This window comes from Aeromonas sobria (assembly GCF_006243315.1).
Lineage (GTDB): Bacteria > Pseudomonadota > Gammaproteobacteria > Enterobacterales > Aeromonadaceae > Aeromonas > Aeromonas sobria_A.
Window position 1 is genome coordinate 82252 of record NZ_NKWE01000055.1, and the last position, 25044, is coordinate 107295.

The window sequence follows — 25044 nt, forward strand, 5'->3', positions numbered from 1 at the left end:
GGAAGAGCTATGCAGAACTGGAAAGTGACCCCTGCCGAAGTGTTTGCCGCCTCTCCGCTGGTGCCCGTGATGGTTATCAACGAGCTGGATCAGGCCCTGCCGATGGCCAAGGCGCTGCTCGACGGCGGCATCTCCGTCTTCGAAATCACCCTGCGCACTCCGGTAGCCCTCGACGCCATCGCCCTCATCGCCAAGGCGATGCCGGATGCCATGGTCGGTGCCGGTACCGTGCTCAACTGCGCGCAGTTTGACGCTGCCGTTGCCGCCGGTGCCCGCTTCGTCATCTCCCCGGGGATGACTCCGGCCCTGCTGGCCCACGCGGCCAGCAGCACAGCGCCGCTGATCCCGGGCGTGGCTACGCCGTCTGAAGTGATGCAGGCGCTGGAAGCGGGCTACGACCACCTGAAGTTCTTCCCGGCCGAAGCAAACGGCGGCACCAAGGCGCTCTCCGCCATTGCCGCACCGCTGCCCCAGGTGAAGTTCTGCCCCACCGGCGGTATCGGCCCGCACAACGTGGCCGACTATCTGGCGCTCAAGTGTGTCGCCACCGTTGGCGGCTCCTGGATGCTGCCGGCCGATGCGGTCAAGAGCGGCAACTGGGAAGAGGTGACTCGCCTCTCCCGCGCTGCGGTTGAAATGGTTAAACGCTAAGCGCTAGCCATTCAGAAAAATCAAACAGGCCACCCTCGGGTGGCCTGTTCTGTTATCGGCTAATGGCGGTCATGTGGGGGGAGTGCGCCGCGACACCAACCGTTGCAGGAAGGGGTTAGCCCAAGCTTTCTCCCAGATAGAGGGAGAAGCCGATATCCTTGCGTGTCTCGGTCTGTGGCTGGCCGCTGAGACGGGCCAGCAGCATGGTGGCTGCCTCCATGCCGATCGCTTCCCGCGGGGTGGCAATACTGGCCAGTTTGGGGGTCATGGCGTGGCCGATATCGAGGGCATTGCTACCAGCGATGGCGATCTGTTGTGGCACCGGGATCCACTTGGCCTGGCACTGCAGCAGGGCGCCGACCGCCAGATCATCGTTGGTGCAGAACAGGCCGTCGAGGTCGGGATAGCGCACCAGCGCCTGATCCAGCAGCTCGCCGCCGAGGGTAAAGGTGGAGGACTGTTCGGTCAGCAGATGCTGGCCAGCGAGGCCAAAGTCAGCCATCGCCTGATAATAGCCCTCCATCCGCAGCTGGGTTCGCACGTCGAGCCGGGCCCCCAGATAGACCACCTGACGCCTGCCCCGGCGCAGCATCTCTGATACCATGGCCCGGGCCGCGGCCCGGTGATCCATGCCGACCACCATGTCGATGGGATTGGGTGGCAGATCCATGGTTTCGACCACCGGAATGCCAGCGGTGGCGATCATCTTGCGGGTGCGCTCGGTGTGCTGGCTGTCGGAGAGGATCAGGCCATCAACATGATAGGAGAGCAGCGACGCGATCTGTTCCTCCTCTCGTTCCGGGCTGTAACTGTAGTGCGCTAGCAGGGTCTGGTAACCGGCAGGGCGGGTGACCGATTCGATGCCGTGGATCACCGCCGAGAAGACCTGGTTGGAGAGGGAGGGGATCAGGATACCGATCGCCTTACTGGTGGCGTTGGAGAGAATATCCGGCGCCCGGTTGGGGATATAGCCCAGCTCTTCCACCACCGCCGCGATCCGCTCGCGGGTACCCTCCGCCACTGTCTGCGGGTCGCGCAGATAGCGGCTGACAGTCATCTTGGTCACGCCAGTCTGGTCGGCGATATCTTGCAGGGTGGGGCGGCGCTTGCGGGTGGTGTTCATCGGGGTGTCCAGCATGGATGTTACATGTAACATTACCGTTTTCGACCGACAAAGTCAGCATATGAAACCGTAGTAAGAGGAGTTTTCGATGATCAGAGGCAAGCAGTTCGTGGATGTCCGGTTCGAGCAGCAGGATGTGGAGGGGGGGCAGTTCTCGGATTGCCGCTTTATCGGCTGCAACTTCTCCTGGCTGGATCTGAGCGATAGCCGCTTCATCGATTGCAGCTTCTACGATCGGGAGAGCGAGCGGGGCTGCTTGTTGCAGGGCTGCGACCTGCGGGAGACCAGCTTTCTGCGCTGCGATCTCACCATGGCCGATTGCAGCCGCAGTCAGTGTCTGGGGCTGGAGATGCGCGACTGTCAGGCGGTCGGCATCAACTTCGGCCACGCCAGCTTTGCCAATCAGATCACCGCCAAAAGCTACTTCTGTGAGGCCCATCTGACCGGCAATAACTTCAGTTATGCCAGTTTCGAGGGCTGTCTGCTGGAGAAGTGCGAGCTGACCGGCAACCGCTGGCAGGGGGCCAACCTGTTCGGTGCCTCGCTGGCGGGTTCAGACCTTAGCGGCGGCGAGTTTGGCCAGATAGAGTGGACCAGCTTCAAGCTGCAGGGCTGCGATCTGCGCCAGTGTGACCTGCCGGGGCTGGATCTGCGGCGGGTCGATCTGCATGGGGTGCAGATTAACGAGGATCAGCAGCAGATGTTGCTGGAGCAGATTGGCCTGGTCGTCTTCCCCTGAGTTGACCGAAAAATAGGTAATTTTTCATCAAATGGAGACCGACAGTGAGTGGTGGCGCTCCTGAAATGACAAAAGCCTGCGTGATGCAGGCTTTTTTGATGCGTGTGTCGGTCGGGTTAACTCAACCCTTGGCCAGCCACTTGGTCGGGTTGATTGCCTCGCCCTGATGGCGAATCTCGAAGTAGAGGCCAGGTCGGTCCTGACCGCCACTGTCGCCCACCAGTGCCACCGGTTCACCCTGCTCCACATTCTGACCCACTTGGCGTAGCAGCGACTGATTGTGACCATAGAGGCTCATGTAGCCCTTACCGTGGTCGATCACCAGCAGCATACCGAAGCCATCCAGCCAATCGGCGTACACCACCTGACCGGCTGCCACCGCCTTGACCTGGGTCCCTTCACTGGCACCGATCAAAGTACCCTTCCACTTGAGCTGGGCGGTGCGCGGTGAACCGTAGGAGATAAGGATCGGCCCCTGTACCGGCCAGCGCAGGCTGCCATTGGTGCTAAGGCCACCGTAGCCGCCACTGCTTGGCTTGGTGCTCCGCGCGGCGGCTTGCTGCTCCGCCACCCGACTCTGTTGCTTGGCGACTTTCTGCTGCTCGGCGGCGAGCCGTTGCTGCTCGCCGACCTTCTGCTGTTGCGCCGCGATCCGCTGTTGTTCGGCAATTCGCTTCTGTTCGGCGGCCAGACGTTGCGCCTCGAGACGGCGCTGGCGCTCTTGCTCTGCCTTTAACTTGGCCAGCCGTTCCCGCTCGGCCCGTTCACGGCGCTCCTGCTCTTCGCGCTTGCGGCGCAGCTCTTCCAGCCGGGCTTTCAGCGCTTTCTCCGCCTTGACCAGCTTGGTGAGCTTCTGTTCATCATCCTGTACCGATTGCTGCAGCTGATTACGCACCTTGGCCCGGCTCTGCTGGCTGGCCAGCAGGGTCTGGTGGTGCTCTTGCTGTTCGCCGAGCAGAGATTGCAGCCTGGTTTCGGTCTCTTTGGTGGCCCGCTGGTTTTTCGCCAGCTTGTCATGGGTGGCACGCAGGGCGTCAATGGCCTCGATGCGTGCCTTGTTGAGGTAGTCGTAGTAGTCGAGGGAGCGGCTCAGTTTGGCCGGGTCCTGCTGGTTGAGCAGCAGTTTGAGGTAGTCGTGGTTACCCGCCAGAAAGGCACTTTCCGCCTGTTTGGCCAGCAATTGCTTCTGATGTTTGGCTTGTTGTTCCAGCCCCAGCTTGTCTTTTTGCAGGGTCGCCAGCTTCTGCTGGTTCTGCTGCAGTTGCTGTTTGGTCTGGTTGAGCTTGGCGGCGGCCGTCGAGATAGCCTGCTCGTCAGCTTTGAGTTGGGTATTGAGCTTGGCAAGCTCCTCTTTGCTGAGCTTGATGGTCTTTTGTTGCTCTTTGATCTGGGACTGCATGGCGCCCAGCTGCTGATTGGCGGCAACAGCCTGACTGGCGCCAAACGACAGACAAAAAAACAGCGCGCCGGCCAACAGGCCGACGCGACTGGTTTTCTGTGAAATAACTTCGCATCCCCGCATGGGGACGGATTATTTCAGAATCATCAGGGGCTTACCAGTCATTTCCGGCGGCACCGGCAGACCCATCAGGGTCAGCATGGTGGGGGCCAGATCCGACAGTTTGCCACCTTCAGCTACCTCGGCTTTGCGGCCGACATAGATAAGCGGCACTGGCAGACTGGTGTGGGCGGTGTGGGCCTGACCGGTCTCTTCATCCTGCATCTTCTCGGCGTTGCCGTGGTCGGCGGTGATCAAGCACTCGCCACCCACTTCGCGCAGGGCTTCGGTGACGCGGCCAACACAGTGGTCAACGGCTTCACAGGCTTTGACGGCGGCATCGAACACACCGGTGTGGCCGACCATGTCGCCATTGGGGTAGTTACAGATGATGACGTCGTACTTGCCGCTCTTGATGGCTGCAACCAGCTTGTCGGTCAGCTCTTCGGAGCTCATTTCCGGCTGCAGGTCGTAGGTAGCCACTTTCGGGCTGGCGACGATCTCGCGATCTTCGCCGGTGAAGCAGGACTCTTCGCCACCGTTGAAGAAGAAGGTGACGTGCGCGTACTTCTCGGTTTCGGAGATGCGCAGCTGGGTCTTGCCCTGCTTGGCCAGCCACTCACCCAGGGTGTTGACCAGCGCAGTCGGCGGGTAAGCACAGGCAGTTTTGATGTCGGCCGCATATTCGGTCAGCATCACGAAGTTCAGCTTTGGCTCAACAGCACGGGCGAAGCCGGTGAAGTCGGCATCCACGAAGGCGCGGGTGATTTCACGGGCGCGGTCGGCACGGAAGTTCATGAAAATCAGCGCATCGCCGTCTTCCATCGGCGCAGCTTCGCCGATACGGGTGGCTTTGACGAATTCGTCGTTTTCGTCACGGGCATAGCCGGCAGCCAGCGCTTCAGTGGCGCTGTTGGCGGTGAACTCACCCTTGCCCTGAGTCATCAGGTCATAGGCTTGCTGCACGCGATCCCAGCGGTTGTCACGATCCATGGCGAAGTAACGGCCGATCATGGAGGCGAAACGACCCTTGCCCAGCTTGGCGAACAGGGCGTCGAACAGCTCGATGGAGGATTGGGCGGAGCGCGGCGGAACGTCACGGCCATCCAGGAAGGCGTGCAGGTAGATCTTCTCGGCGCCACGCTTGGCGGCCATTTCGATCATGCCCATGATGTGCTCTTCGTGGCTGTGTACGCCACCCGGAGACATCAGGCCCATGATGTGGACGGCTTTACCGTTGGTCACGGCAGCGTCAACAGCCTTGGCCAGCTCGACGTTCTGGAAGAAGTCGCCATCCTTAATGTCTTTGGAGATACGGGTCAGCTCCTGATAGACGATGCGACCGGCGCCGATGTTGACGTGGCCCACTTCGGAGTTACCCATCTGGCCATCCGGCAGACCGACATCCAGGCCGGAGCCGGAGATCAGGGTGCTGGTGTAGTCACGGGCCAGACGATCGAGGTTGGGAGTCTTGGCGGCAGCGACGGCGTTGTGCTCTTGCTTGGTGCTATAGCCCCAACCGTCCATGATGACCAGAACCAAAGGTTTCTTAGCTGTTGACATAAGACTATGTCCTCTCGGATTGGAAAAAATGCGGGAAATGAAACTAGCGTAATATTACTACATCTGCCGAAATAGTCACCTGATAGCCAAGGGGCGCTCCCGAGCCCCCGTAAGCCACGCCCTTCCTGCCATGCTCACTGTCTGCTGATGATGGGAGCCTGCTCGCGCTTTGCCGCCAAGATGGCTGATCTTATCAATACCCCCATGTATACTCGGGCCCTTGTCTTGGTCCCTGGATAGTAGAAGATGCAAGAGTATTTGGATTTTGCGACCCGTAACCCGCTGCTGACCGCAGCCTGGTTGGGTCTGGCTGGCACCCTGGTTTACACCACTGTGCGTGCCCGTTTTTCTCCGGTAAAAACCGTCAATAACCACACAGCCACTCTGCTGATCAACCGTGAGAATGCCACTGTAGTGGATATTCGCAGTCAGGAAGAGTATGCCAAGGGCCATCTGGCCGGTGCCCAGCATCTGCCGCTGACCCAGATCCAGAGCAATAATCTGGGCCCGGTTGAAAAGCATAAAGATGCCCCCATCATAGTTGTGTGCGAGTCGGGCATGACTGCGGGCGGCGCGGGTCGTCAGCTGAGCAAGGCCGGTTTCAAGCAGGTATATGTGCTCAGCGGTGGTATGGCTCAATGGCGTGCAGACAATCTGCCGGTAACCAAAAAGCGCTGATTGATTTAAGGGCCTGTGCCCACTTATCCCTATATAAAGGAATCAAACGAAATGGCTGACGAGATCAACAACCAGGAAGTACAACCGGAATTCAACATCCAGCGTGTTTACACCAAGGATGTCTCTTTCGAAGCGCCGAACACCCCGCACATCTTCCAGAAAGAGTGGCAGCCGGACGTCAAGCTGGACATGGATACCAAGACCAATATCCTGGCTGACAACGTGTACGAGGTTGTACTGACCCTGACCGTGACCTGCAAACTGGAAACCGAAACCGCCTTCCTGTGCGAAGTTCAGCAAGCCGGTATCTTCACCATCGGTAACCTGCCAGAGCCGCAGCTGGCTCACTGCCTGGCCGCTTTCTGCCCGAATATCCTGTTCCCGTACGCCCGCGAAGCCGTGGCCAACATGGTGAGCAAAGGTTCCTTCCCGCAGCTGAACCTGGCACCGGTTAACTTCGATGCTCTGTTTGCCCAGCACATGGCGCAAGCACAGGCCCAGCAGGCGACTGCGGAAGCCTGATAATGGCTGACCAGATCGCTATCTCGGTCTTGGGGGCGGGGTCTTATGGCTCCGCCCTTGCCATTTCTCTGGCGCGCAACGGTCATCCGACCCTGCTGTGGGGTCACGATCCTGCTCATGTCGCCGTGCTGGAACAAGATCGCTGCAACAAGGCATTTTTGCCTGATGTCCCTTTTCCCGCCGATCTGCAGCTGACTGCGGATCTGCAATATGCAGTGCAAGCCGCCCCTGTGCTGCTACTGGTGGTGCCGAGCCACGTGTTTGGTCAGGTATTGGCTCAGATCAAACCGTTCTTGCGCCCCGATACCCGTATCGCCTGGGCTACCAAGGGGCTGGAGCCGGACAGTGGCCGCCTGCTGCAGGATGTGGCGCGTGAGGTGTTGGGAGACGAGATGCCGCTGGCGGCGATCTCCGGTCCCACCTTTGCCAAGGAGCTGGCTGCCGGTCTGCCGACGGCTATCTCGGTTGCTTCGACCCACGACGACTTTGCCGATGACCTATCCCGACTGCTGCACTGTGGCCGTTCGTTCCGGGTTTATACCAGCCCGGACTTCGTCGGTTTGCAACTGGGTGGCGCGGTGAAGAACGTCATCGCCATCGGTGCCGGTCTCTCCGACGGGCTCGGTTTTGGCGCCAATGCCAGAACCGCGCTGATCACCCGGGGGCTGGTAGAGATGCAGCGTCTGGGGGCCGCCCTCGGTGCCGATGCCAAAACCTTTATGGGGATGGCGGGGCTCGGGGATCTGGTGCTCACCTGTACCGACAACCAGTCGCGTAACCGCCGCTTCGGGCTGGCTCTCGGGGCTGGCAAGGATGTGGATACCGCCATGGCCGAGATCGGTCAGGTCGTCGAAGGGTATCGTAACACCAAGGAGGTCCATCTGTTGGCGGCCCGCTACGGTGTGGAGATGCCCATTTGCGAGCAGATCTTCAAGGTGCTCTACGAGGGTAAGAACCCGAAAGAGGCGGCCATCGCCCTGTTGTCGCGAGACAAGAAGGACGAGTAGTCGCAGGTGTTGTGCCATGCAACAGGCCCACGCCAGAGGGTGTAATGCCAGTCAGTGACGCTGACTGGCATTGTTTTTATGGGCCGCTAGCGCCATGACTCCGCGGGCTTGGCTTCACGCGGCGGTGCAATTTTGTATCCCTGTTGATGGGGGTTTGCGAGCCGCCATCACGGTATCAAGATGGCGTGGCATGTTTGCGTGACCAGGTGAAAGCGGGTCGTCTGACCGGATGACTGGTTTAGCGTGCTTGCGCCAGGGTACGTACCACGGCGGCGTGGGCCTGACGGGTGCGGCTGATATGGCGCGGTGCAACCAGTACCACGTCGTTGCCGGCGACGGCGCCCATGATCTCGGGGTTGGCGTTGCGATCGAGCAGGCGGGCCACCACGGTGGCGGCGCCCGGGGTGGTGAGGATCAGCACCATCTGCTGGTTGTGTACCACGTCGCGCACCATGTCGTGGATCGAGCGGGTGCTGCCTGCGGGCTCCAGTTGGTCGTCCACCAGGGTGTAGACCTTCTTGCCGTTGGCATTTTGGGCCTTGGCGACGCCGAGGCGGCGCAGCAGGCGGGAGATGGTGGACTGGCTGATGTCGGCAAAGCCACGCTCTGACAGCTGGTGGCGGATCTCTTCCTGGGTGCTGTAGCAGTGCTGGCCGATGATCTGGCGACAGGCATCCAGCTGGGCCAGATCGGGCTCTTGGGCAACGGGACGACTGAGAGTTTTGACCACGACGAATTCCTTTGACGCTGATCGGAGGTAAACGCGCGATATCTGCCATAGCTGTCTGTTACCAGCCAAAAACACTGATAATCCATCTATATGCAGAGAATGAACGGGCATTACCATCTTGGGATGGCAAATTATAGCTGACTGGAAATTCGGTGATGTGACAGGGTTCAAAAATGGGCCCCGCAGGGCCCAATCAGATATCAGTAACGCTCGCTGACGATGTCCTGGGTGAAGGACTTCTCGCAATATCTGCACTTCATCCGCACCACGCCTTTCACCTCGCGCACCCGGAAGTAGCTGTCCACTGGCTCGTTGTGGGAGATGCAGTTGGAGTTGGGGCAGTGGAACACTCCGGCGATGAACTCCGGCAGCTCCAGCTGGTGCTTCTTCACCACATTGAAGTCTTCAATGATGTTGACGGTCGCTTTCGGGGCGAACAGCGCCAGCTGGTTGGCCTGTTGCTCGGTCAGGCGGGTGTTCTCGATCTTGATGAGATCCTTCTTGCCCAGCGCGCCGGATTTCAGGTTGAAGCCGACGGTGATCCGCTCCTGAGTTTCGACCAGCTGGAACAGCTTGAGGATCTTGATGCCCTGGCCAGCGGGGATGTGATCGATGACGGAGCCGTGACGGATGGCTTCGACTTGCAGTTGGTTCTTGTCAGACATGATATTCCCCTAAGCTCAGACAGTTTCGTTCAGTACCAGTGCCAGCAGCGCCTGGCGTGCATAGACCCCGTTCTCCGCCTGCTGGAAGTAGCAAGCGTGGGGGGTCTTGTCGACCGCCACATCGATCTCGTCGACGCGGGGCAGGGGATGCAGGATTTTCATGGTGGGCTTGGCCCCTTCCAGAGTGGCCAGCTCCAGCACGAACTTGGCAGCCATGTGCTTGTATTCGGTCTCGTCGAAGCGCTCTTTCTGGACGCGAGTCATGTAGAGGATGTCCAGCTCCGGCATCACCTCTTCCATGGTCTGGTGGACGCTGAACGGGATACCTTTCTCTTCCAGCTCTTCGCAGATGTAGTCCGGCATCGCCAGCGCTTCCGGGGAGATAAAGAAGAAGCGGCAGTTGAACAGGCTGAGTGCCTGAGCCAGCGAGTGCACGGTGCGGCCATATTTCAGGTCACCGACGAAGGCGACGTTGAGGTTGTCCAGACGCCCCTGGGTCTCATGGATGGTGAACAGGTCGAGCAGAGTCTGGCTCGGATGCTGGTTGGAGCCGTCGCCGCCGTTGATGACCGGTACGCGGGAGAACTCGGAGGCCAGCCGGGCCGCGCCCTCTTGCGGATGGCGCATCACCACTGCATCCGAGTAGGAGCCGATGATCTTGATGGAATCAGCCAGCGTCTCGCCTTTCTTGGCGCTGGTGTTGCCACCGTCGGCGAAGCCGATGATGTTGCCGCCGAGGCGCTGTACCGCGGTCTCGAACGAGAGGCGGGTGCGGGTGGAGGCTTCGAAGAAGCAGCTGGCAACCAGCTTGTCTTTCAACAGGCGGGTGTCAGGTTCAGCCTTCAACCGTTGTGCGGTTGAGACTACCAGTTCCATTTCTGACCGGGTCAGGTCCGAAATGGAGATGACATGTTTCTTATAGAGTGGATTGGTCATCGTCTGCATTCCCTTTGACATCATTGGAGGTTTTTCGGGCACAAAAAAAAGCCCCTGAAACAGGGGCTTTTTTTAAAAATAACTGGGGATCTTTGGGGTGGGAACTGGAAACAACGGGGCCGCTCTGGTGCGCACCACCCGTCTGCAAGGCTGTTTTCTGAATCAAAAACTGCATCGTCTCGTCCCGACCTTTTTTAAACCGGACAGATTATAGGGCTGCTTTTTTAATTGTCAAAATTTTATTTCCAATGCCAATTTCAGCATGAAAAACGTTTAAGTGGCGGGAACAGGACGGCAAATCCACACCCTGTGCGTCTCTTGCAGCGATTCCCCATCGCGGGCCATGGCGCGCAAATAACCGAGTCTGTGGTGCCCTTCCAGCAGGCAGTAGGGTTGCGGCAGCGGTTGCCCGTTCGGGTAACTGCTCCCCTCTGCTGGTGCCAGCACGATGACAGGTTCGGGCCAGCTGCCTTCGCTGAGCATCTTCTCGCCGAGCCAGGAGCGGCGCACATAGCGGTTGCTGCGCAACATCTCGCCCCAGCGCTCGATCACCTCCATATGGCGGGAGCCCACCTGATCCACCAGTTGCGCGGTGGGCCAGCTTTCGCAGGTGAACTGGTGGCTGGCGAGATCGATAAAGCTCCAGTTGGACTCAAAACCGCGCCAATGACGGTAAATCCACTGGGAGAGCACATTTTCAGGAATAAAGGGCACCAGCGGCGCGACCCGTTCAAGATAGGCGGGCAGGGACTCTGTCTTGCGCTCATCCCTGAAGTTGAGGGGCGCCAGTTGTTGGAGCAATCGGTAATTGAGCATAAGTGGCCTCCTGGTACCTGATTTTACCCTACCCCCATTTATGTCCCATTCCTACCCCGGTAGGGCTGCAAATACAGCAAGTTATCCTGGTTTGCTGCACAAATAGCCGCAGCCTGTTCGGGAATTGTTCAATCACACCAAAAGAGTAAAAAAAGCCTTTACCTTTGACCCTCACTTTGTATAATTCGCCTCGTTTGTTGCAGGGGCGTAGTTCCAATTGGTAGAACAGCGGTCTCCAAAACCGATGGTTGCGGGTTCGAGTCCTGCCGCCCCTGCCATTTTTAGAAAGGCCAGCTCATTGAGCTGGCCTTTCGCATTTCTGGCATTTCCCTCCTGCGTTGTTGCCCCTCTTTGTTATTGATCATTTTCCCTGGCCCCAGTGGTGCGCGGGGGGATGGCCTTTGCCCTTCGATCTGATTACTCCGGCACTGATTCGGCACTGAATAGCATGGAATAGTGATATCCCTACAGCTGGTAGCGGTTCCTGTTGTTGATAGATGTAAAAATATACAGATTCACTAAAGTCTGTTCATATTGCGGCCGATAGCCTTCAATACATCAGGGTTTTCCCTGCCTGACACAACAACAAGGATTCGTCGTCATGACCCTCTCTCTGCGCGGCAAGCTGCTGGCCACCAGTCTTGGCGTGGTGCTGCTGATGGCATCACTGCTTGGCATCGTTGCCTTTCACACCCTCAAATCCCGCACCATGAGCGCCATCCAGAGCGAGGCGGTCAACTATGGTCACGCCTACTCGGTGGCAATCGGCGACTGGATGGCGGATCGCAAGAACACGGTCCACGCGCTGGTCAACCTGATCAGCGACAACCCCCAAGCCGAGCTGGTGCCACACCTGAAGCAGGCCTATACCTCCGGCAGCTTTGGTCTTACCTATTTTGGTTCCGCCCAGGGGGTGATGACCCGGCAGGACCCTTCCCTCAACACCGGCAACTATGACCCGCGGGAACGCCCCTGGTATCAGGATGCGGTGAAGGCGGGGCAGCTGATCGTTACCGCCCCCTATGTCAGCGTCACCATGCAGAAACTGGTGGTCACCCTCTCAGAGCCGGTGCGCCATCAGGGCGAGCTGGTCGGTGCCGTGGGGGCCAATCTGGCGCTCGACAAACTGATCGACGAAGTGCTGGCGATGCAGGTGCAGGGTGAGGGCTACGCCATGCTGCTCGATAGCAGCGGCCTCATCGTCGGCCATCCGCAGAAGGATCTGGCGCTCAAGCCCATCGCCGAGCTGGCACCGGGACTCTCTGCCGCCACCTTCCAGCAGTGGGGCCGCGAGAACAGCCAGCTGCACGCCGCTACCATCGATGGGCGGGATGTGCTGCTGGCGGTACAACCGGTCGCGGGCACCGACTGGCTGCTGGCCATGGTGATGTATCGCGATGTGCTGGAGGCGCCGCTCAGCAACCTGCTGTGGCAGCTGGTGGGGCTGACGCTGGTGCTGCTGCTGGTGTTCAGTGCTCTGCTCACCGCCACCTTTAAATATCTGTTCGCCGATCTCGGTCGGGTGGCGCATGCCCTGCATGACATCGCCCACGGCGAGGGGGATCTCACCGTTCATATCAACACCCACAGCAAGGATGAGGTGGGTCAGCTGGCCCAGAACTTCAACCAGTTCGTGGCGCGGCTGCACGGCATCGTCAGCCGGTTGCGGGACGTGACCGTCGAGCTGGCGGCCCAGTCCCGTGCCCAGGCGGCCGGGGCGCAGGCCCGCAGTCAGCGGGTGCGTCAGCAGCAGGACGAGATAGTGATGGTGGCGACTGCGGTGACCGAGATGGCCTCCGCTACCCAGGAGATCGCCGGCAACGCCGAGTTTGCCGCCACCACAGCCACCGATGCGGTCGCACTGGCGGTCGCTGGCCAATCCCAAGTGGGCCAGAGTCAGCGCAGCATTACCGGTCTGGCGGACGAAGTGGCCGATGCCAGTCAGGTGATCAACGAGCTCGACAGCCATGCCCAGAAGATCAGCGGCATTCTGGCCACCATCAGCGGCATCGCCGAGCAGACCAACCTGCTGGCGCTCAACGCCGCTATCGAGGCGGCCCGGGCCGGTGAGCAGGGCCGTGGCTTTGCGGTGGTGGCGGACGAGGTGCGGGTGCTGTCGCGCCGCACTCACGACTCCACCGACGAGATCCAGCAGATGATCGAAACTCTGCAGCAGACCACCCGTCGCGCCGTGGGGGGTATGGAGACCAGCCGTCAGCTGGCGGGCACCAGCGTCGAGGATGCGGAAGCAGCCAACCAGAGCCTTGGCCGGATCAACGAGGCGATCGGCTCCATCAGCGACATGGCGACCCAGATCGCGGCAGCGGCGGAGGAGCAGACCTCGGTGACTGGCGAGATCAGCCGCAATACCGAGAATATCCGCCACGTCTCGCAAGAGCTGGCCGAGCAGGCGGGCAACGAGGCGGCGCAGGCGGCTGAGCTCAAGTCGCTGACCGAGCGGCTGGAGCAGGAGATCGGCCGCTTCCGGCTCTGATCCTCAGCCACTCCAGCAACAGAAAGGGCAGCCCGCGGGCTGCCCTTTGTTTATTGCCGGTGGCCGTCAGGCGGCGCTCTCCAGCTGCGCCAGATGGAAGGCGCGCCAGTTGCCGTCGGGCAGGTAGTGTTTGCCCTGCTGCCACTGGGGATCGTGCTGCACCACGTAGCGGTAGTGGTAGGCCTGCTGCTGGCCGACATAGCGCCCTTGCTGCGGGTCGAAGATCTCCACCTCGACCAGCGGGCGCAGATATTCGCTCTGGGGATCATCCTCGCCGTGGAAGTTCTCCATCTCGTCCAGCGCCGCGATGGCGGCGGGGAAGTCGTCCAGCACAAACAGCTCGCCATAGACCCAGTCATCACCCTGCAGCAGGGCGGGGTAGCCCTTGTGCTGCAGGTGATAGAGGGCGCCGCGCACCCGGGCGCGCCGTGGCGGCTGGCTAACATGACCAGCCAGATAGCGCCGGTAGTTGAAGAGCCCTTCCATCAGACTGCCGTAGACAAACAGCGGGCGTGGCTGGCAAAGCGTCATGAAATCTCGCCGCCCACGACCTTGAGGTCGCCATCCTGTTGCAACACCACCGCCTCGATGGCCAGCGCCAGCGCACGGGTGATGTCGCTCATGGCGAGGCAGGGCTGGTTCACCTTGTCCGCCACCTGTTCGGTGATGTAGGGGACGTGGATAAAGCCGCCGCGCACCGCCGGGAACTGCTGTTCGATCAGGTAGTGCAGCTGGTACATGATGTGGTTGCAGACGAAGGTGCCCGCGGTGTTGGAGACCGCTGCCGGAATGCCGTTTTCCTTGATGCGCTGCACCATCCCCTTGATGGGCAGGCGGGAGAAGTATGCCGGAGCGCCATCGGCCTGAATCACTTCATCGATGGGCTGTTGCTGCTCGTTGTCGGGGATGCGGGCATCGTCGAGGTTGATGGCGACTCGCTCCGGGGTAATGGCGAAGCGACCGCCCGCCTGACCGACGTTGATCACCACATCCGGCTGGTGCTGGTGCATCAGCTCTGCCAGCAGGGTGGCCGACTTGCCGAATACGGTGGGGATCTGGGCCTTGATCACGGTGGCATCCAGAATGGTGTCGGGCAGGCGTTTGACCGCCTCCCAGGCTGGGTTGATGGGCTCGCCGCCGAAGGGGTCAAAACCGGTAATCAGAACTTTCATCATGGTCTCCCGAATTCTCAAAATGCCCAGTAGTACATGAGGGCGATATGGATCAGCACCAGGGTCAGCGCCATCGGCACCTGCACCTTGATCACCTTGTTGAGATCTTTCATCTCCAGCAGGGCGGCGGGCAGGGCGTTGAAGTTGGCGGCCATGGGGGTCATCAGGGTGCCGCAGAAACCGGCAGTCATGGCCAGCGCACCGGCGATCACCGGATCACCCCCTTGCGCGACCACGAAGGGAATGCCGATCCCGGCGGTGATGACGGTGAAGGCGGCGTAGGCGTTACCCATGATCATGGTGAAGACCATCATGCCGAGGCAGTAGGCCACTACCCCGATGAAGGGGCTGCCCATAGGGACCACGGTGGAGATCCCTTGCGAGATGACATCACCGACCCCGGACTTGTTGAAGATCACTCCGAGGGCAGCCAGCAATTGCGGCAGGATGCCGGTGATGCCCACTTGCTGGATCATCCGGTCGGAGTCACCCACCACGGTGGAGGGGGTGGCACGAGTCAGCAGTACCGTGATGACGAAGGCGATCACCGCCGCCAGACCGATACCGACCTGCCCGCCAAGGGGTGTGAACTGGGCGATCACCACCGCCAGCAGGGCCAGCAATACGCAGGGCAGGAAGATCCGGTTGCCGATGCGGTTGGCGTGGCGCTGGGACTCCTCTTCGCTCGCCTGCACCAGCTTGCCGATCTTCACCTGCTTGAGCAGGGTTATGACCCCCATGGCGAGGATCAGTATCCCGTTGATCATGCTGGGGATATAGCTACCAAAGGCGAACAGCGCACCGAGGATGGTCCAGAACAGCGCGGTGCCGACTCGAGCCGGGTGGTTGCCATCACGCAGGACGCGCCAGGCGCTGCTAAAGAGAATGACGCCGATCAGCACATAGAAGAATTCGAGCATATTGGGAATGAGAGTAGCCATTACTGTTGACCTCCCTTGCTATTGCTCACGGCATATTTTTTGGCCATCTGACGGTCGTACCACATATTGGAGGCGGCGACCATAAACAGGGTGATGATGGCAATCGGCATCGAGGCCTTGGCAATATCGACGGCGGAGACGTTATATCCCAGCGAGTCGAAGGTACCGACAATCAGCAATACCCCGGCGGAGGCGACGAAGGTATTTTGGGCGAAGAAGTTGCCGTAGTTTTCGGTGGCCGAAACCCGCGCCTTGATATATTCCTCGTCCTCTTCGCTTAATTTGCCGTGCACCTTGCTGGCAGCAGCCTGGGTCATCGGGTTGACCAGCGGGCGAATAAACTGGGTGTGACCCTGTACCCGCACCGAGAAGAGACCGGCCAGCTCGCGGATAAACATATAGAGGGTCATGAACTTGCCCGGGGTGAGCTTCTTGATCCGCTCGATCAGGGTGACTGCCTGCTGCTTGAGGCCGTAGCGTTCGCAGATGCCGATCATCGGCAGGGTCAGCAGAAACAGTGTCACCATGCGGTTGGAGATAAAGGCTTCACCCAGCAGGGAGAGGCATTCAGTAAAGGAGAGACCGGAGACCATGGCGGTAGTGACGGCGGCGACCAGCACGACGGCCAGGGTATCGAGCCTGAAGTAAAAACCCAGCAAGATAATGAGTATGCCGCTCAGTTTAATCCATTCCAAATTGACCACCTCTCTCTATATTTGAATATTTATGTGTATTTTTTAAGTTGTTAGCTATTTATCATCGAACGAAAGTGATGGCAACAATAAATCATTAAGATTGGATTCGTTTGGGTTTATATTTGGTCTGTTTGGCGTTTTATTGTTCGCTGCTAAATGATTGAATCAATATAGGTGGTTCAATTCGGTCCCAGATTGAGATATATTTTGATGGCGCTGGCGATATATTGGATGTGATCATGAAATAAATTACTGGTTGTGGTATCACTACCGTGATTTATATTTACCCATCAGCATGCCTGTTAATAATTTTGTGATAATTCCGGCTGTTGCCATATATATGTTATGAGTGAATAAATTTATTTAAGGTCCTGTGCCTGATTTCAGTTTAAGTCAGCGAGTAGTGTCATTCTCGGCATGCAGTTATCACGCTGTGTGAGTAAGTAATCGATCAGTAATCGTAACCTATATGGCATGGACTCCCTTGCCGGATAAAGCATATATATCGGGCGGATAAGAGCGGGCATCTCGGGTAACAACCGGATAAGGTGTCCCTGTGACAACTCCTGTGCCACGAGTGTGAGTGGCTGCAATATGATGCCTGCATCGGTTAGTGCTGCATGTTTGAGGGCCATGCCATGGTTGGTCATGAATGGGCTGTCCCACAGATGGAGATATTCTAAAGAAAATTGTTCACCCAGAGTCGATGCCTTTAACCAGGGTGAAAACCCGAGACAGCGATGGTGCGCGAGGTCAGATAATGTCTTGGGCGATCCGTGGTTGGCCAGATAAGCCGGGCTGGCGCAAAGGATCAACTCCATGCTGGCAAATTCGCGGGCAATGTAAGTGCCATCATGGGGGATGCCGACTCGAAAAAGCAGATCGAAGCCATCCCCGACGATTTCTGAAAGGGTGTCGGAGAGTTCCAATTCAATATGTATCTGTGGGTACTTGGTCATAAAGTGACACAACAGGGGGGTTAACACATTGCAGCCAAAGGTGACGGGAGCATTGATTCTTAGTCGCCCAATGGCCTGACCACTGTGAGCAAGGGTGCGTTGTTCCAGCTCTTGATAGTGGAGGAGCAGGGCTTGGCAGCCTGCCAGATATTGCTGTCCCGCTTCCGTCAGATGCTGGCGGCGGGTATTGCGATGGAGTAATCGAGCGCCCACCCTAGTTTCCAGCCATTTGATGTACTTCCCGATCATGGCTGGCGTCATCTGAAATTTGTCGGCGACCGCAGTGAAGCTACCGGCCTTGGCTGTTTCAACAAAAATTTCAATGGCTGTGAGGCGATCCATTCTAAACCCCTGGTTTATAGAGCTGATAATGTTGCGGTCTGGCTGCCCCACTGTGCAACCAATATATTGTTTGGTATAGACATTCAACCCAAACGAGTCAGCAATGAACCTGTACGATTACTCCCTTTATATATTGCTGGCCACTGGCACAGTGCTGAGTCCCGGCCCCGCAGTCCTTTATACCATTGGTAATACTCTCACGCATGGGCGGTTGCAGGCAGTTGCTGGCTTCTGTGGAGTGGCTGCGGGTATTTTGTTGGTGGCCACGCTGGCCTCAATACTGGTTTTATCGCTTGTCAGTATGCTGGGACCGGCAGCCCGAATAATGCAGTATGTTGGCGCTATTTATTTGATATATCTAGGTATTAAATCTTGGTGTCGAGGTGGGGTGAACCACTTAACCGTTGATAAGGTGAGTGTCAGTAATAAGGGGCTATTTTTCAGGGGTATTTTAATTAGTCTTTTGAACCCCAAAGCAATTGCATTTTTTACCAGTTTGTTTCCGCAATTCATCGATCTGAGAGACGGCAACCTGCTGCAGTGTGGCTTACTGGCTGTCACTTTTAGCCTGATTGTGCTGTTAGTGCACTCCGGCTACTGCCTGGGTATCCATTGGCTGGGTATGCGAGTTGTTGGTACACGTATGGCCTTGGTGATCAATCGATTATCCGGTGCAATGTTTTTGCTCTTCGGTCTGACGTTGTTGAGCAGAAGCTGAACATTAGCCCATGGGTTGTGGCCGCGTGCCCCATTCCAATGTGCACCATAAGGGGCAACGCGGGGGCTTACAGCTCAAGGCTGCTTGACCCAAATCAGCTGGTCGGTGGCAAAGCCCAGCCCCTTGGCCTTGGCGATCAGCGCGTCTACCTTTTCCTTGGGCGGATTGGAGGAGCGGGAGAGGATCCAGAGGTAGTCGTGGTTGTAGCTGGTCACCAGCGAGAGCTGGTAGTCGGGGTCGAGGTCGATGACGTTATAGCCGCCGTAGAAGGGGCCGAAGAAACTCACCTTGAGTCGCGCTTCGTCCGGGTTGCCCACGAAATAGGCCTTGCCCTCGGCTTCACGCCAGCTGCCATCGCTCTGCTGGCCGCGGTTGAGCACCTTGACGCCGCCGTCATCGCGCAGGCTGTAGGTGGCACTCACCTGCTCCAGCCCCCGCTCGAAGCTGTGGTCGAGGCGGGCAATTTCGTACCAGGTGCCGAGATAGCGATCGAGCTGGAAGCCGGTTACGGGGCGGATGCCATCGGCAATCCCGGTACAGGCCGTCAGCAGTAAAGCGGTGAACAGACAAAGCAGTGAACGCATAGGTAATCCCTCTCTTGTTATCCCTCGATGATGCGCAACTGGCCATCCCGGAAGCGGGAGGCCTGATCCGTCGGCGTGCTGCCGAAGAAGCGCTTGTACTCCCGGCTGAACTGGGAGTTGCTTTCGTATCCGACTCTGGCCGCCGCGGTGCCCGCCTTGATGCCGTCGTGCAGCATCATCATCCGCGCCTTGTGGAGCCGAAACGACTTGATGTACTGCAGCGGCGAGGTGGCGGTGACCGCCTTGAAGTGGTGGTGAAAGGCGGAGACGCTCATGTTCACCTCCCGCGCCAGCTCCTCCATGGTGAGGTTGTCGGCATAACGGGACTCTATCATACGCAGCACCCGGGCGATCTGGCCCACATGGTTGTGGCGATTGGCGAGTGCCTGCAACGCCGGGCCGCCGCCCTCGATGAGGGCGTGGAACAGCATCTCGCGCACCGTCTGCGGCCCCAGCACCTTGGCGTGCAGCGGGTTGTCCATCAGATCGATCAGCCGCTCGGCGGCGCAGAACATCGCCTCCGACAGGGGCACCGAGAGGACGCCGCTCTTCTGCGGAGCGGGAGCGGGCAGGGCATCGCCCAGCTCCAGCAGCAGCTCTTGCAGGGTGACCATGTTGATCTCGATGGTAAAGCCGATAAGCGGCTGCTCGGGGGAGGCGAAGCACTCGCACTCGCAGGGCAGCGGCAAGGTCATCAGCAGGTAGTGGTTGGGGTCGTAGCGAAACACCTGATCCGCCAGATAACCCACCTTGTGCCCCTGCAGGATCACTATCATCCGCGGCTGGTAGAGCACCGGGGTACGGCCGTGGTACTCGGTGGTGTAGATGAAATTCACCTGCTCCACCGGAGAGGGGGTGATGCCGGGGGCGGTGACGTGGCGGGTCACTCTGGCGGCGAGGTCGCTGTAACGGTGTTGCATGGGCGCTCTTTGATTCGACTGTTCCGGTTTTCGCTGCTTTGTAGAAATAGGCAAGAATCAAGCAGGATGTTGCCTTGATGGTAGGGTCGTTCTGGAGAAAAATGCAATCACGATTTCGCGGCCTGGCCGCCCTGACTATCAGAAGAAGGCAATGTCGATGAACAACTTTACCCTCCATACCCCGACCAAAATCCTGTTTGGCCAAGGGCAGATCGCCCAGCTGCGCGAGCAGCTCCCGAGCGATGCCCGGGTCATGATCACCTATGGCGGTGGCAGCGTGGTACGCAGCGGCCTGCTGGAGCAGATCCGCCGCGAACTGGCTGGCATGACCCTGTTTGAATTTGGTGGCATCGAACCGAACCCGGCCTACGAGACCCTGATGGGTGCCGTGGCGCTGGCCCGTGCCGAGCGGGTCGACTTCCTGCTCGCCGTCGGTGGTGGCTCCGTGCTCGACGGCACCAAGTTTATCGCTGCTGCCGCGCACTACGATCTGGCCAAGGAGCCCTGGCACATTCTCGAGACCGTCGGCAGCGAAGTGCGCTCCGCCATTGCGCTGGGTTCAGTGCTGACCCTGCCAGCGACCGGCTCCGAAATGAACATGGGGGCTGTCATCACCCGTCGCAGCAGTGGCGACAAGGTGCACTTCTTCTCGCCATTCGTGATGCCGCGCTTTGCCGTGCTGGATCCGGTGCTCACCTATACCCTGCCCGAGCGTCAGGTGGCGAACGGGGTGGTGGATGCTTTCGTTCATACCGTGGAGCAGTACCTCACCTATCCGGTCAACGCCAAGGTGCAGGATCGCTTCGCCGAAGGCTTGTTGCTGACCCTGATCGAAGAGGGCCCGAAGGCGCTGGCCGAGCCACACAACTACGAGGTGCGCGCCAACATCATGTGGAGCGCCACCATGGCGTTGAACGGTCTGATCGGTGCCGGTGTGCCGCAGGACTGGGCCACCCACATGCTGGGTCACGAGCTGACCGCCCTGCATGGCCTCGACCATGCCCAGACCCTGGCGGCGGTACTGCCCGCCCTGCTGCAGGCCAAGCGTAAACAGAAGCATGCCAAGCTGCTGCAATACGCAGAGCGGGTGTGGGGTCTGCGCAGTGGCAGCGAAGCGGAGCGCATCGACGATGCCATCGCCGCGACCCGTGACTTCTTTGAGCGGATGGGGGTCAAGACCCGCTTGCGCGACTACGGCCTCAAAGACTTGGGTATCGATACCCTGATTGGCAAGCTGGGGGAGCACGGCATGACCCGTCTGGGCGAGCACAGCGATATCGATCTGGTGCAGAGCCAGCATATTTATCAAGCGGCCTGGTAAGGGCCGCCAATCGGCGCCACACAGGCGAAACGATTGAATTGTCGGGGCTGTTTCCCGCCATCTGGCGGTGATGCGGCCCCCGTTTTTGTTGATAAAATGTTACTTCTGGCCGTTTCGATACGATTAGTGAGACAAAAGCGAATTTCGTAAGAACAAAAAACGCTAAGATAGAGGGCCGGTAAAACATTTTTTTTGACTGGTTGGATCACTTTTTTCAGCCGTTTTTACTGGTATAAGCCTCTAATTTGGTTTGTTTTTTTTAATCGTCGCCAGGGATGGGCTGAATTCTGTACCAGTGCCGTCGGGACTGCGGTTGTAATAAAACTCCAAAATTTGATACTAATCACCTTCGCGCCTGAAAAGCGGGGGGCCTGACCATGACAGGAGGTTGAGGTAAAGCCTACTGATTTTCATAACAAAGAGCCCTGGACCTGCACTTTGGTCATGTCTTGTTTCGTCAGAAGTGAGACACTGGGCAGCGATTGTTTATTAACCATCAGGGAATAGTCATGCAGATTGGAATACCGAGAGAGAGTCTCGCCGGTGAGACCCGGGTCGCAGCGACCCCGGCTACCGTCGAGCAGCTGAAAAAGCTCGGCTTCGAGGTCGCCATCGAGTCCGGCGCAGGCCAGTTGGCCAGCTTCGATGATGCCGCCTTCGAGGCTGCCGGTGCCAGCGTGGTGCCGAGCGTCTGGCAAGCCGACCTTATCTTCAAGGTCAATGCACCGACCGATGCCGAGATCGCACAAATTAAAGATGGTGCCACTCTGGTGAGCTTCATCTGGCCTGCCCAGAACCCTGAGCTGGTCAAGAAGCTGTCCGAGCGCAACATCAATGTGATGGCGATGGACATGGTGCCGCGGATCTCCCGTGCCCAGTCCCTCGATGCCCTCTCCTCCATGGCCAACATCGGTGGCTATCGCGCCGTGGTTGAAGCTGCGCACCAGTTCGGTCGCTTCTTCACCGGTCAAATCACCGCAGCCGGTAAAGTGCCGCCTGCCAAGGTGCTGGTGATCGGTGCCGGTGTCGCCGGTCTGGCCGCCATCGGTACTGCCGGTTCCCTCGGCGCCATCGTGCGTGCGTTTGATACCCGTCTGGAAGTAGCCGAGCAGATCGAATCCATGGGTGGGGAGTTCCTCAAGCTGGACTTTGGCGGCGAAGATGGCGCCTCCTCCGACGGTTACGCCAAGGTGATGAGCGAAGAGTTCATCAAGGCGGAGATGGAGTTGTTTGCCCAGCAGGCCAAAGAGGTGGACATCATCATCACTACCGCCCTGATCCCTGGTCGTCCAGCTCCCAAGCTGATCACCAAGGAGATGGTCGACAGCATGAAGCCGGGTTCCGTCATCGTGGATCTGGCTGCAGCAACCGGTGGCAACTGTGAATACACCAAGCCGACCGAGCTGTTCGTCACCCCCAACGGCGTCAAGGTGATTGGTTACACCGATCTGCCGGGTCGTCTGCCAGCCCAGTCCTCCCAGCTCTACGGTACCAACCTGGTCAACCTGATGAAGCTGATGTGCAAGGAGAAGGACGGCAACGTAGCCATCGACTTCGAAGACGTGGTTCAGCGCAACATGACGGTGATCCAGGCCGGTGAAGTGACCTTCCCGCCACCCGCCATCTCCGTCTCTGTCGCACCACAGAAACCTGTGGCAGCCCCGATCAAGAAGGCAGAAGCGAAGCAACCTTCCAACAAGAAGTTTGTGTTTGGTGCCCTTGGCATCGCGGCCTTTGGCTGGATCGCCTCGGTGGCACCTGCCGCGTTCCTCTCTCACTTCACCGTATTTATCCTGGCCTGTGTGGTCGGTTACTACGTGGTGTGGAACGTCTCCCACTCCCTGCATACGCCGCTGATGTCGGTCACCAATGCCATCTCCGGCATTATCGTGGTCGGTGCCCTGTTGCAAATTGGTCAGGGTTCTACGCTCGTCACTGCGCTCTCGTTTGTCGCTGTGCTGATTGCCAGTATCAACATCTTTGGTGGCTTTACCGTCACCCAGCGCATGCTGAAGATGTTCCGTAAGGATTAAGGGGGTTTAACGTGTCTCAAGGACTGGTAACAGCATCCTATATCGTTGCCGCCGTGCTCTTCATCCTCAGTCTCGCGGGACTGTCGAAGCAAGAAACGGCCAAGCATGGCAACTTGTTCGGTATCGCGGGTATGGCTATCGCCCTGCTCGCCACCGTATTCAACCCGGAGACCAGTGGCGTGCACTGGATCATCCTGGCCATGGTGATCGGCGGTGCCATCGGCGTGCGTCTGGCACTCAAGGTCGAGATGACCGAGATGCCCGAGCTGGTGGCCGTGCTGCACAGCTTCGTCGGTATGGCGGCAGTGCTGGTGGGCGTCAACAGCTTCATCGATCTGCACCCCTCTGCCCCTGCTGAAGTGGTGGTTTCCGTCGGTTCCAATCTGGATGCGACACTGGCAGCCGCCCGTGCGGCGTTCGAGCAGGCGGCCAGCGTCGCCCAGGTCGAGCACCTCACCGGCGCCATGCTGAATATCCATCTGGTCGAGATCTTCCTGGGCGTCTTTATCGGTGCCGTGACCTTCACCGGTTCCGTGGTGGCCTTTGGCAAACTGCGCGGTCTCATCTCCTCCAAGCCGCTGATGCTGCCGCACCGCCACAAGCTGAACCTGCTGGCGGTAGTCGCGTCACTGGCGCTGATGGTTTACTTCGTCAACGCGGGCGGTTCTACCTTCGCCCTGCTGGTGATGACCCTGATCGCCTTCGCCTTCGGCTGGCATCTGGTTGCCTCCATCGGTGGTGCCGACATGCCGGTGGTGGTCTCCATGCTCAACTCCTACTCCGGTTGGGCAGCGGCGGCGGCGGGCTTCATGCTCTCCAACGACCTGCTGATCGTGGTAGGTGCGCTGGTAGGTTCCTCCGGTGCGATCCTCTCTTACATCATGTGTAAGGCGATGAACCGCTCCTTTATCTCCGTCATCGCCGGTGGCTTCGGCTCCGATGGCGTGGCCTCCACGGCTGATCAGGAGATGGGTGAATACCGCGAAACCAGCGCCGAGGAAGTGGCTGACCTGCTGAAGAACTCCAGCACCGTCATCATCACCCCGGGCTACGGCATGGCGGTGGCGCAGGCCCAGTATCCGGTGGCTGAAATCACCCAGAAGCTGCGTGATCGCGGCATCAAGGTGCGTTTCGGTATCCATCCGGTTGCCGGTCGTCTGCCAGGCCATATGAACGTACTGCTGGCGGAAGCGAAAGTCCCGTATGACATAGTTCTGGAAATGGACGAGATCAACGACGACTTCACCGATACCGATACCGTGCTGGTGATCGGTGCCAACGACACCGTTAACCCGGCTGCGATGGAAGATCCGGGCAGCCCGATCGCCGGTATGCCGGTGCTGGAAGTGTGGAAAGCGCAGAACGTCATTGGCTTCAAGCGCTCCATGAACACTGGCTACGCCGGGGTCCAGAACCCGCTGTTCTTCAAAGAGAACACCCAGATGCTGTTTGGCGATGCCAAGGCCAGCGTCGAGGCGATCCTCAAGGCGCTGTAAGCACCCGTCAGGTTCACCCCTCAAACAGGCTTCGGCCTTGATGCCAGTCAGTTAACGCTGACTGGCATTTTTTATGGCTCTGTCCCAATTATGTGTTGAAAGGCTAAGCTTGAAGTAGGCCATCACCTTGAGGTCTACCATCATGGATACCCCAGCCTTTCAACACCTGTTGTCTCTCTTTCCACAGCTTACCCTGCGCCAACGCCGTGTTGCTCAGCAGGAGCTCTCTGCTCCCCACACCATTACCTCACTCAATACCCAGCTACCTGCATGCAGTGGTTGCCCACATTGTCAGGCCGATGCCAATCAGTTGGCTCCCTGGGGATGGAGTCGGGGACTACGTCGCTACCGTTGCAAACTGTGTCTGCGCACCAGCACCGTGCTGACCAATACCCCCTTAGCCAGATTACGTAAAGCGCAATGCTGGGAAGACTACGCGCA

26 protein-coding genes and 1 tRNA gene are annotated in these 25044 nt (G+C 58.8%); 12 read left to right on the forward strand and 15 right to left on the reverse strand.

Translation table 11 applies throughout. The annotated features are described in order from the left end of the window. The first annotated feature begins 9 nt into the window (after positions 1-9). A complete protein-coding gene (locus CF137_RS18060; RefSeq protein WP_098971726.1) occupies positions 10-651 on the forward strand; it encodes a bifunctional 4-hydroxy-2-oxoglutarate aldolase/2-dehydro-3-deoxy-phosphogluconate aldolase in 642 nt (213 codons plus the stop codon). 115 nt (positions 652-766) lie between these two features. On the opposite strand, the gene CF137_RS18065 is transcribed toward CF137_RS18060, so the two are convergent. Further along, positions 767-1774, reverse strand: coding sequence for a substrate-binding domain-containing protein (locus CF137_RS18065; protein ID WP_139720823.1), 1008 nt, complete (start codon positions 1772-1774; stop codon positions 767-769). Positions 1775-1862: 88 nt separating this feature from the next. On the opposite strand from CF137_RS18065, the gene CF137_RS18070 reads away from it, so the two are divergent. Continuing rightward, a complete protein-coding gene (locus CF137_RS18070; protein WP_139720787.1) occupies positions 1863-2513 on the forward strand; it encodes a Qnr family pentapeptide repeat protein in 651 nt (216 codons plus the stop codon). Between the two features lie 121 nt (positions 2514-2634). Here CF137_RS18070 and CF137_RS18075 read toward each other — a convergent pair whose 3' ends face one another. Together CF137_RS18075 and gpmM are read right to left on the reverse strand one after the other, a co-directional pair. After that, complete coding sequence (locus tag CF137_RS18075) at positions 2635-4035, reverse strand: peptidoglycan DD-metalloendopeptidase family protein (RefSeq protein WP_101319060.1); 1401 nt, start codon at positions 4033-4035, stop codon at positions 2635-2637. A gap of 9 nt (positions 4036-4044) precedes the next feature. Next, entirely contained in the window at positions 4045-5574 is a 1530-nt protein-coding gene (gene gpmM / locus CF137_RS18080) for a 2,3-bisphosphoglycerate-independent phosphoglycerate mutase (protein WP_042018284.1), read from the reverse strand. Positions 5575-5820: 246 nt separating this feature from the next. On the opposite strand from gpmM, the gene CF137_RS18085 reads away from it, so the two are divergent. Genes CF137_RS18085 through gpsA form a run of 3 tightly spaced genes read left to right on the forward strand, consistent with a single transcriptional unit; the run spans position 5821 to position 7781 of the window. Further along, positions 5821-6252 (forward strand): rhodanese-like domain-containing protein, encoded by a 432-nt coding sequence (locus tag CF137_RS18085; RefSeq protein ID WP_042018282.1) that lies wholly within the window; start codon positions 5821-5823, stop codon positions 6250-6252. Between the two features lie 51 nt (positions 6253-6303). Further along, a complete protein-coding gene (gene secB / locus CF137_RS18090) occupies positions 6304-6774 on the forward strand; it encodes a protein-export chaperone SecB (RefSeq protein WP_042018281.1) in 471 nt (156 codons plus the stop codon). Positions 6775-6776: 2 nt separating this feature from the next. Next, positions 6777-7781, forward strand: a complete 1005-nt coding sequence (gene gpsA, locus CF137_RS18095; RefSeq protein WP_139720789.1) for an NAD(P)H-dependent glycerol-3-phosphate dehydrogenase — start codon at positions 6777-6779, stop codon at positions 7779-7781. 238 nt (positions 7782-8019) lie between these two features. On the opposite strand, the gene CF137_RS18100 is transcribed toward gpsA, so the two are convergent. The 5 genes from CF137_RS18100 to CF137_RS18115 all read right to left on the reverse strand — a co-directional run bounded on the left by CF137_RS18100 (position 8020) and on the right by CF137_RS18115 (position 10928). Beyond that, entirely contained in the window at positions 8020-8511 is a 492-nt protein-coding gene (locus CF137_RS18100; protein WP_042018278.1) for an arginine repressor, read from the reverse strand. Positions 8512-8711: 200 nt separating this feature from the next. Continuing rightward, complete coding sequence (gene pyrI, locus CF137_RS18105; protein WP_101319065.1) at positions 8712-9176, reverse strand: aspartate carbamoyltransferase regulatory subunit; 465 nt, start codon at positions 9174-9176, stop codon at positions 8712-8714. Between the two features lie 15 nt (positions 9177-9191). Further along, the gene (gene pyrB, locus CF137_RS18110) at positions 9192-10112 is read right to left on the reverse strand and encodes an aspartate carbamoyltransferase (protein WP_162515517.1); all 921 of its coding nucleotides are present in this window, start codon (positions 10110-10112) and stop codon (positions 9192-9194) included. Then, positions 10093-10287 carry a hypothetical protein gene (locus tag CF137_RS22010; protein ID WP_139730017.1) on the reverse strand — a complete coding sequence of 65 codons (195 nt, stop codon included), beginning with the start codon at positions 10285-10287 and terminating at the stop codon, positions 10093-10095. The genes pyrB and CF137_RS22010 overlap by 20 nt, the downstream gene beginning before the upstream one ends. A 98-nt stretch (positions 10288-10385) precedes the next feature. Beyond that, entirely contained in the window at positions 10386-10928 is a 543-nt protein-coding gene (locus CF137_RS18115) for a hypothetical protein (protein WP_101348295.1), read from the reverse strand. Between the two features lie 201 nt (positions 10929-11129). On the opposite strand from CF137_RS18115, the gene CF137_RS18120 reads away from it, so the two are divergent. Both CF137_RS18120 and CF137_RS18125 read left to right on the forward strand, forming a co-directional pair. Next, positions 11130-11206 (forward strand) — tRNA-Trp (locus CF137_RS18120). A gap of 323 nt (positions 11207-11529) precedes the next feature. Beyond that, positions 11530-13422 carry a methyl-accepting chemotaxis protein gene (locus CF137_RS18125; RefSeq protein WP_139720791.1) on the forward strand — a complete coding sequence of 631 codons (1893 nt, stop codon included), beginning with the start codon at positions 11530-11532 and terminating at the stop codon, positions 13420-13422. A gap of 66 nt (positions 13423-13488) precedes the next feature. Here CF137_RS18125 and CF137_RS18130 read toward each other — a convergent pair whose 3' ends face one another. The 5 genes from CF137_RS18130 to CF137_RS18150 form a co-directional block, all read right to left on the reverse strand. After that, on the reverse strand, positions 13489-13953 hold the full coding sequence (locus CF137_RS18130) for a gamma-glutamylcyclotransferase family protein (protein WP_139720793.1): 465 nt from the start codon (positions 13951-13953) through the stop codon (positions 13489-13491). Beyond that, entirely contained in the window at positions 13950-14597 is a 648-nt protein-coding gene (gene pcp / locus CF137_RS18135) for a pyroglutamyl-peptidase I (protein WP_274518919.1), read from the reverse strand. Before pcp ends, CF137_RS18130 begins: the two co-directional genes overlap by 4 nt. A gap of 14 nt (positions 14598-14611) precedes the next feature. After that, entirely contained in the window at positions 14612-15535 is a 924-nt protein-coding gene (locus CF137_RS18140; protein ID WP_139720795.1) for a DUF979 domain-containing protein, read from the reverse strand. Further along, on the reverse strand, positions 15535-16230 hold the full coding sequence (locus CF137_RS18145; protein ID WP_139720797.1) for a DUF969 domain-containing protein: 696 nt from the start codon (positions 16228-16230) through the stop codon (positions 15535-15537). Before CF137_RS18145 ends, CF137_RS18140 begins: the two co-directional genes overlap by 1 nt. A gap of 383 nt (positions 16231-16613) precedes the next feature. Beyond that, positions 16614-17531, reverse strand: coding sequence for a LysR family transcriptional regulator (locus tag CF137_RS18150; RefSeq protein ID WP_139720799.1), 918 nt, complete (start codon positions 17529-17531; stop codon positions 16614-16616). Between the two features lie 103 nt (positions 17532-17634). Here CF137_RS18150 and CF137_RS18155 point away from each other — a divergent pair, with 103 nt between their 5' ends. Then, positions 17635-18249: a LysE family translocator gene (locus tag CF137_RS18155; protein ID WP_139720801.1), complete on the forward strand. Its 615-nt coding sequence runs from the start codon at positions 17635-17637 to the stop codon at positions 18247-18249. A gap of 74 nt (positions 18250-18323) precedes the next feature. Here the strand turns inward: CF137_RS18155 and CF137_RS18160 are convergent, their stop codons facing one another. Beyond that, positions 18324-18833, reverse strand: coding sequence for a lipocalin family protein (locus CF137_RS18160; RefSeq protein WP_139720803.1), 510 nt, complete (start codon positions 18831-18833; stop codon positions 18324-18326). Positions 18834-18850: 17 nt separating this feature from the next. Beyond that, on the reverse strand, positions 18851-19753 hold the full coding sequence (locus CF137_RS18165; RefSeq protein ID WP_139720805.1) for an AraC family transcriptional regulator: 903 nt from the start codon (positions 19751-19753) through the stop codon (positions 18851-18853). A 157-nt stretch (positions 19754-19910) separates the two neighbouring features. On the opposite strand from CF137_RS18165, the gene yqhD reads away from it, so the two are divergent. From yqhD to CF137_RS18185, 4 genes are all read left to right on the forward strand, one after another. Next, positions 19911-21074, forward strand: coding sequence for an alcohol dehydrogenase (gene yqhD / locus CF137_RS18170; RefSeq protein ID WP_139720807.1), 1164 nt, complete (start codon positions 19911-19913; stop codon positions 21072-21074). A gap of 509 nt (positions 21075-21583) precedes the next feature. After that, complete coding sequence (pntA, locus tag CF137_RS18175) at positions 21584-23107, forward strand: Re/Si-specific NAD(P)(+) transhydrogenase subunit alpha (protein ID WP_139720809.1); 1524 nt, start codon at positions 21584-21586, stop codon at positions 23105-23107. Positions 23108-23118: 11 nt separating this feature from the next. After that, a complete protein-coding gene (gene pntB, locus CF137_RS18180) occupies positions 23119-24603 on the forward strand; it encodes a Re/Si-specific NAD(P)(+) transhydrogenase subunit beta (protein WP_139720811.1) in 1485 nt (494 codons plus the stop codon). Between the two features lie 142 nt (positions 24604-24745). Next, positions 24746-25044, forward strand: a 299-nt coding sequence (locus CF137_RS18185; RefSeq protein WP_139720813.1) for an IS1 family transposase, incomplete at its 3' end; no start/stop codon positions are given.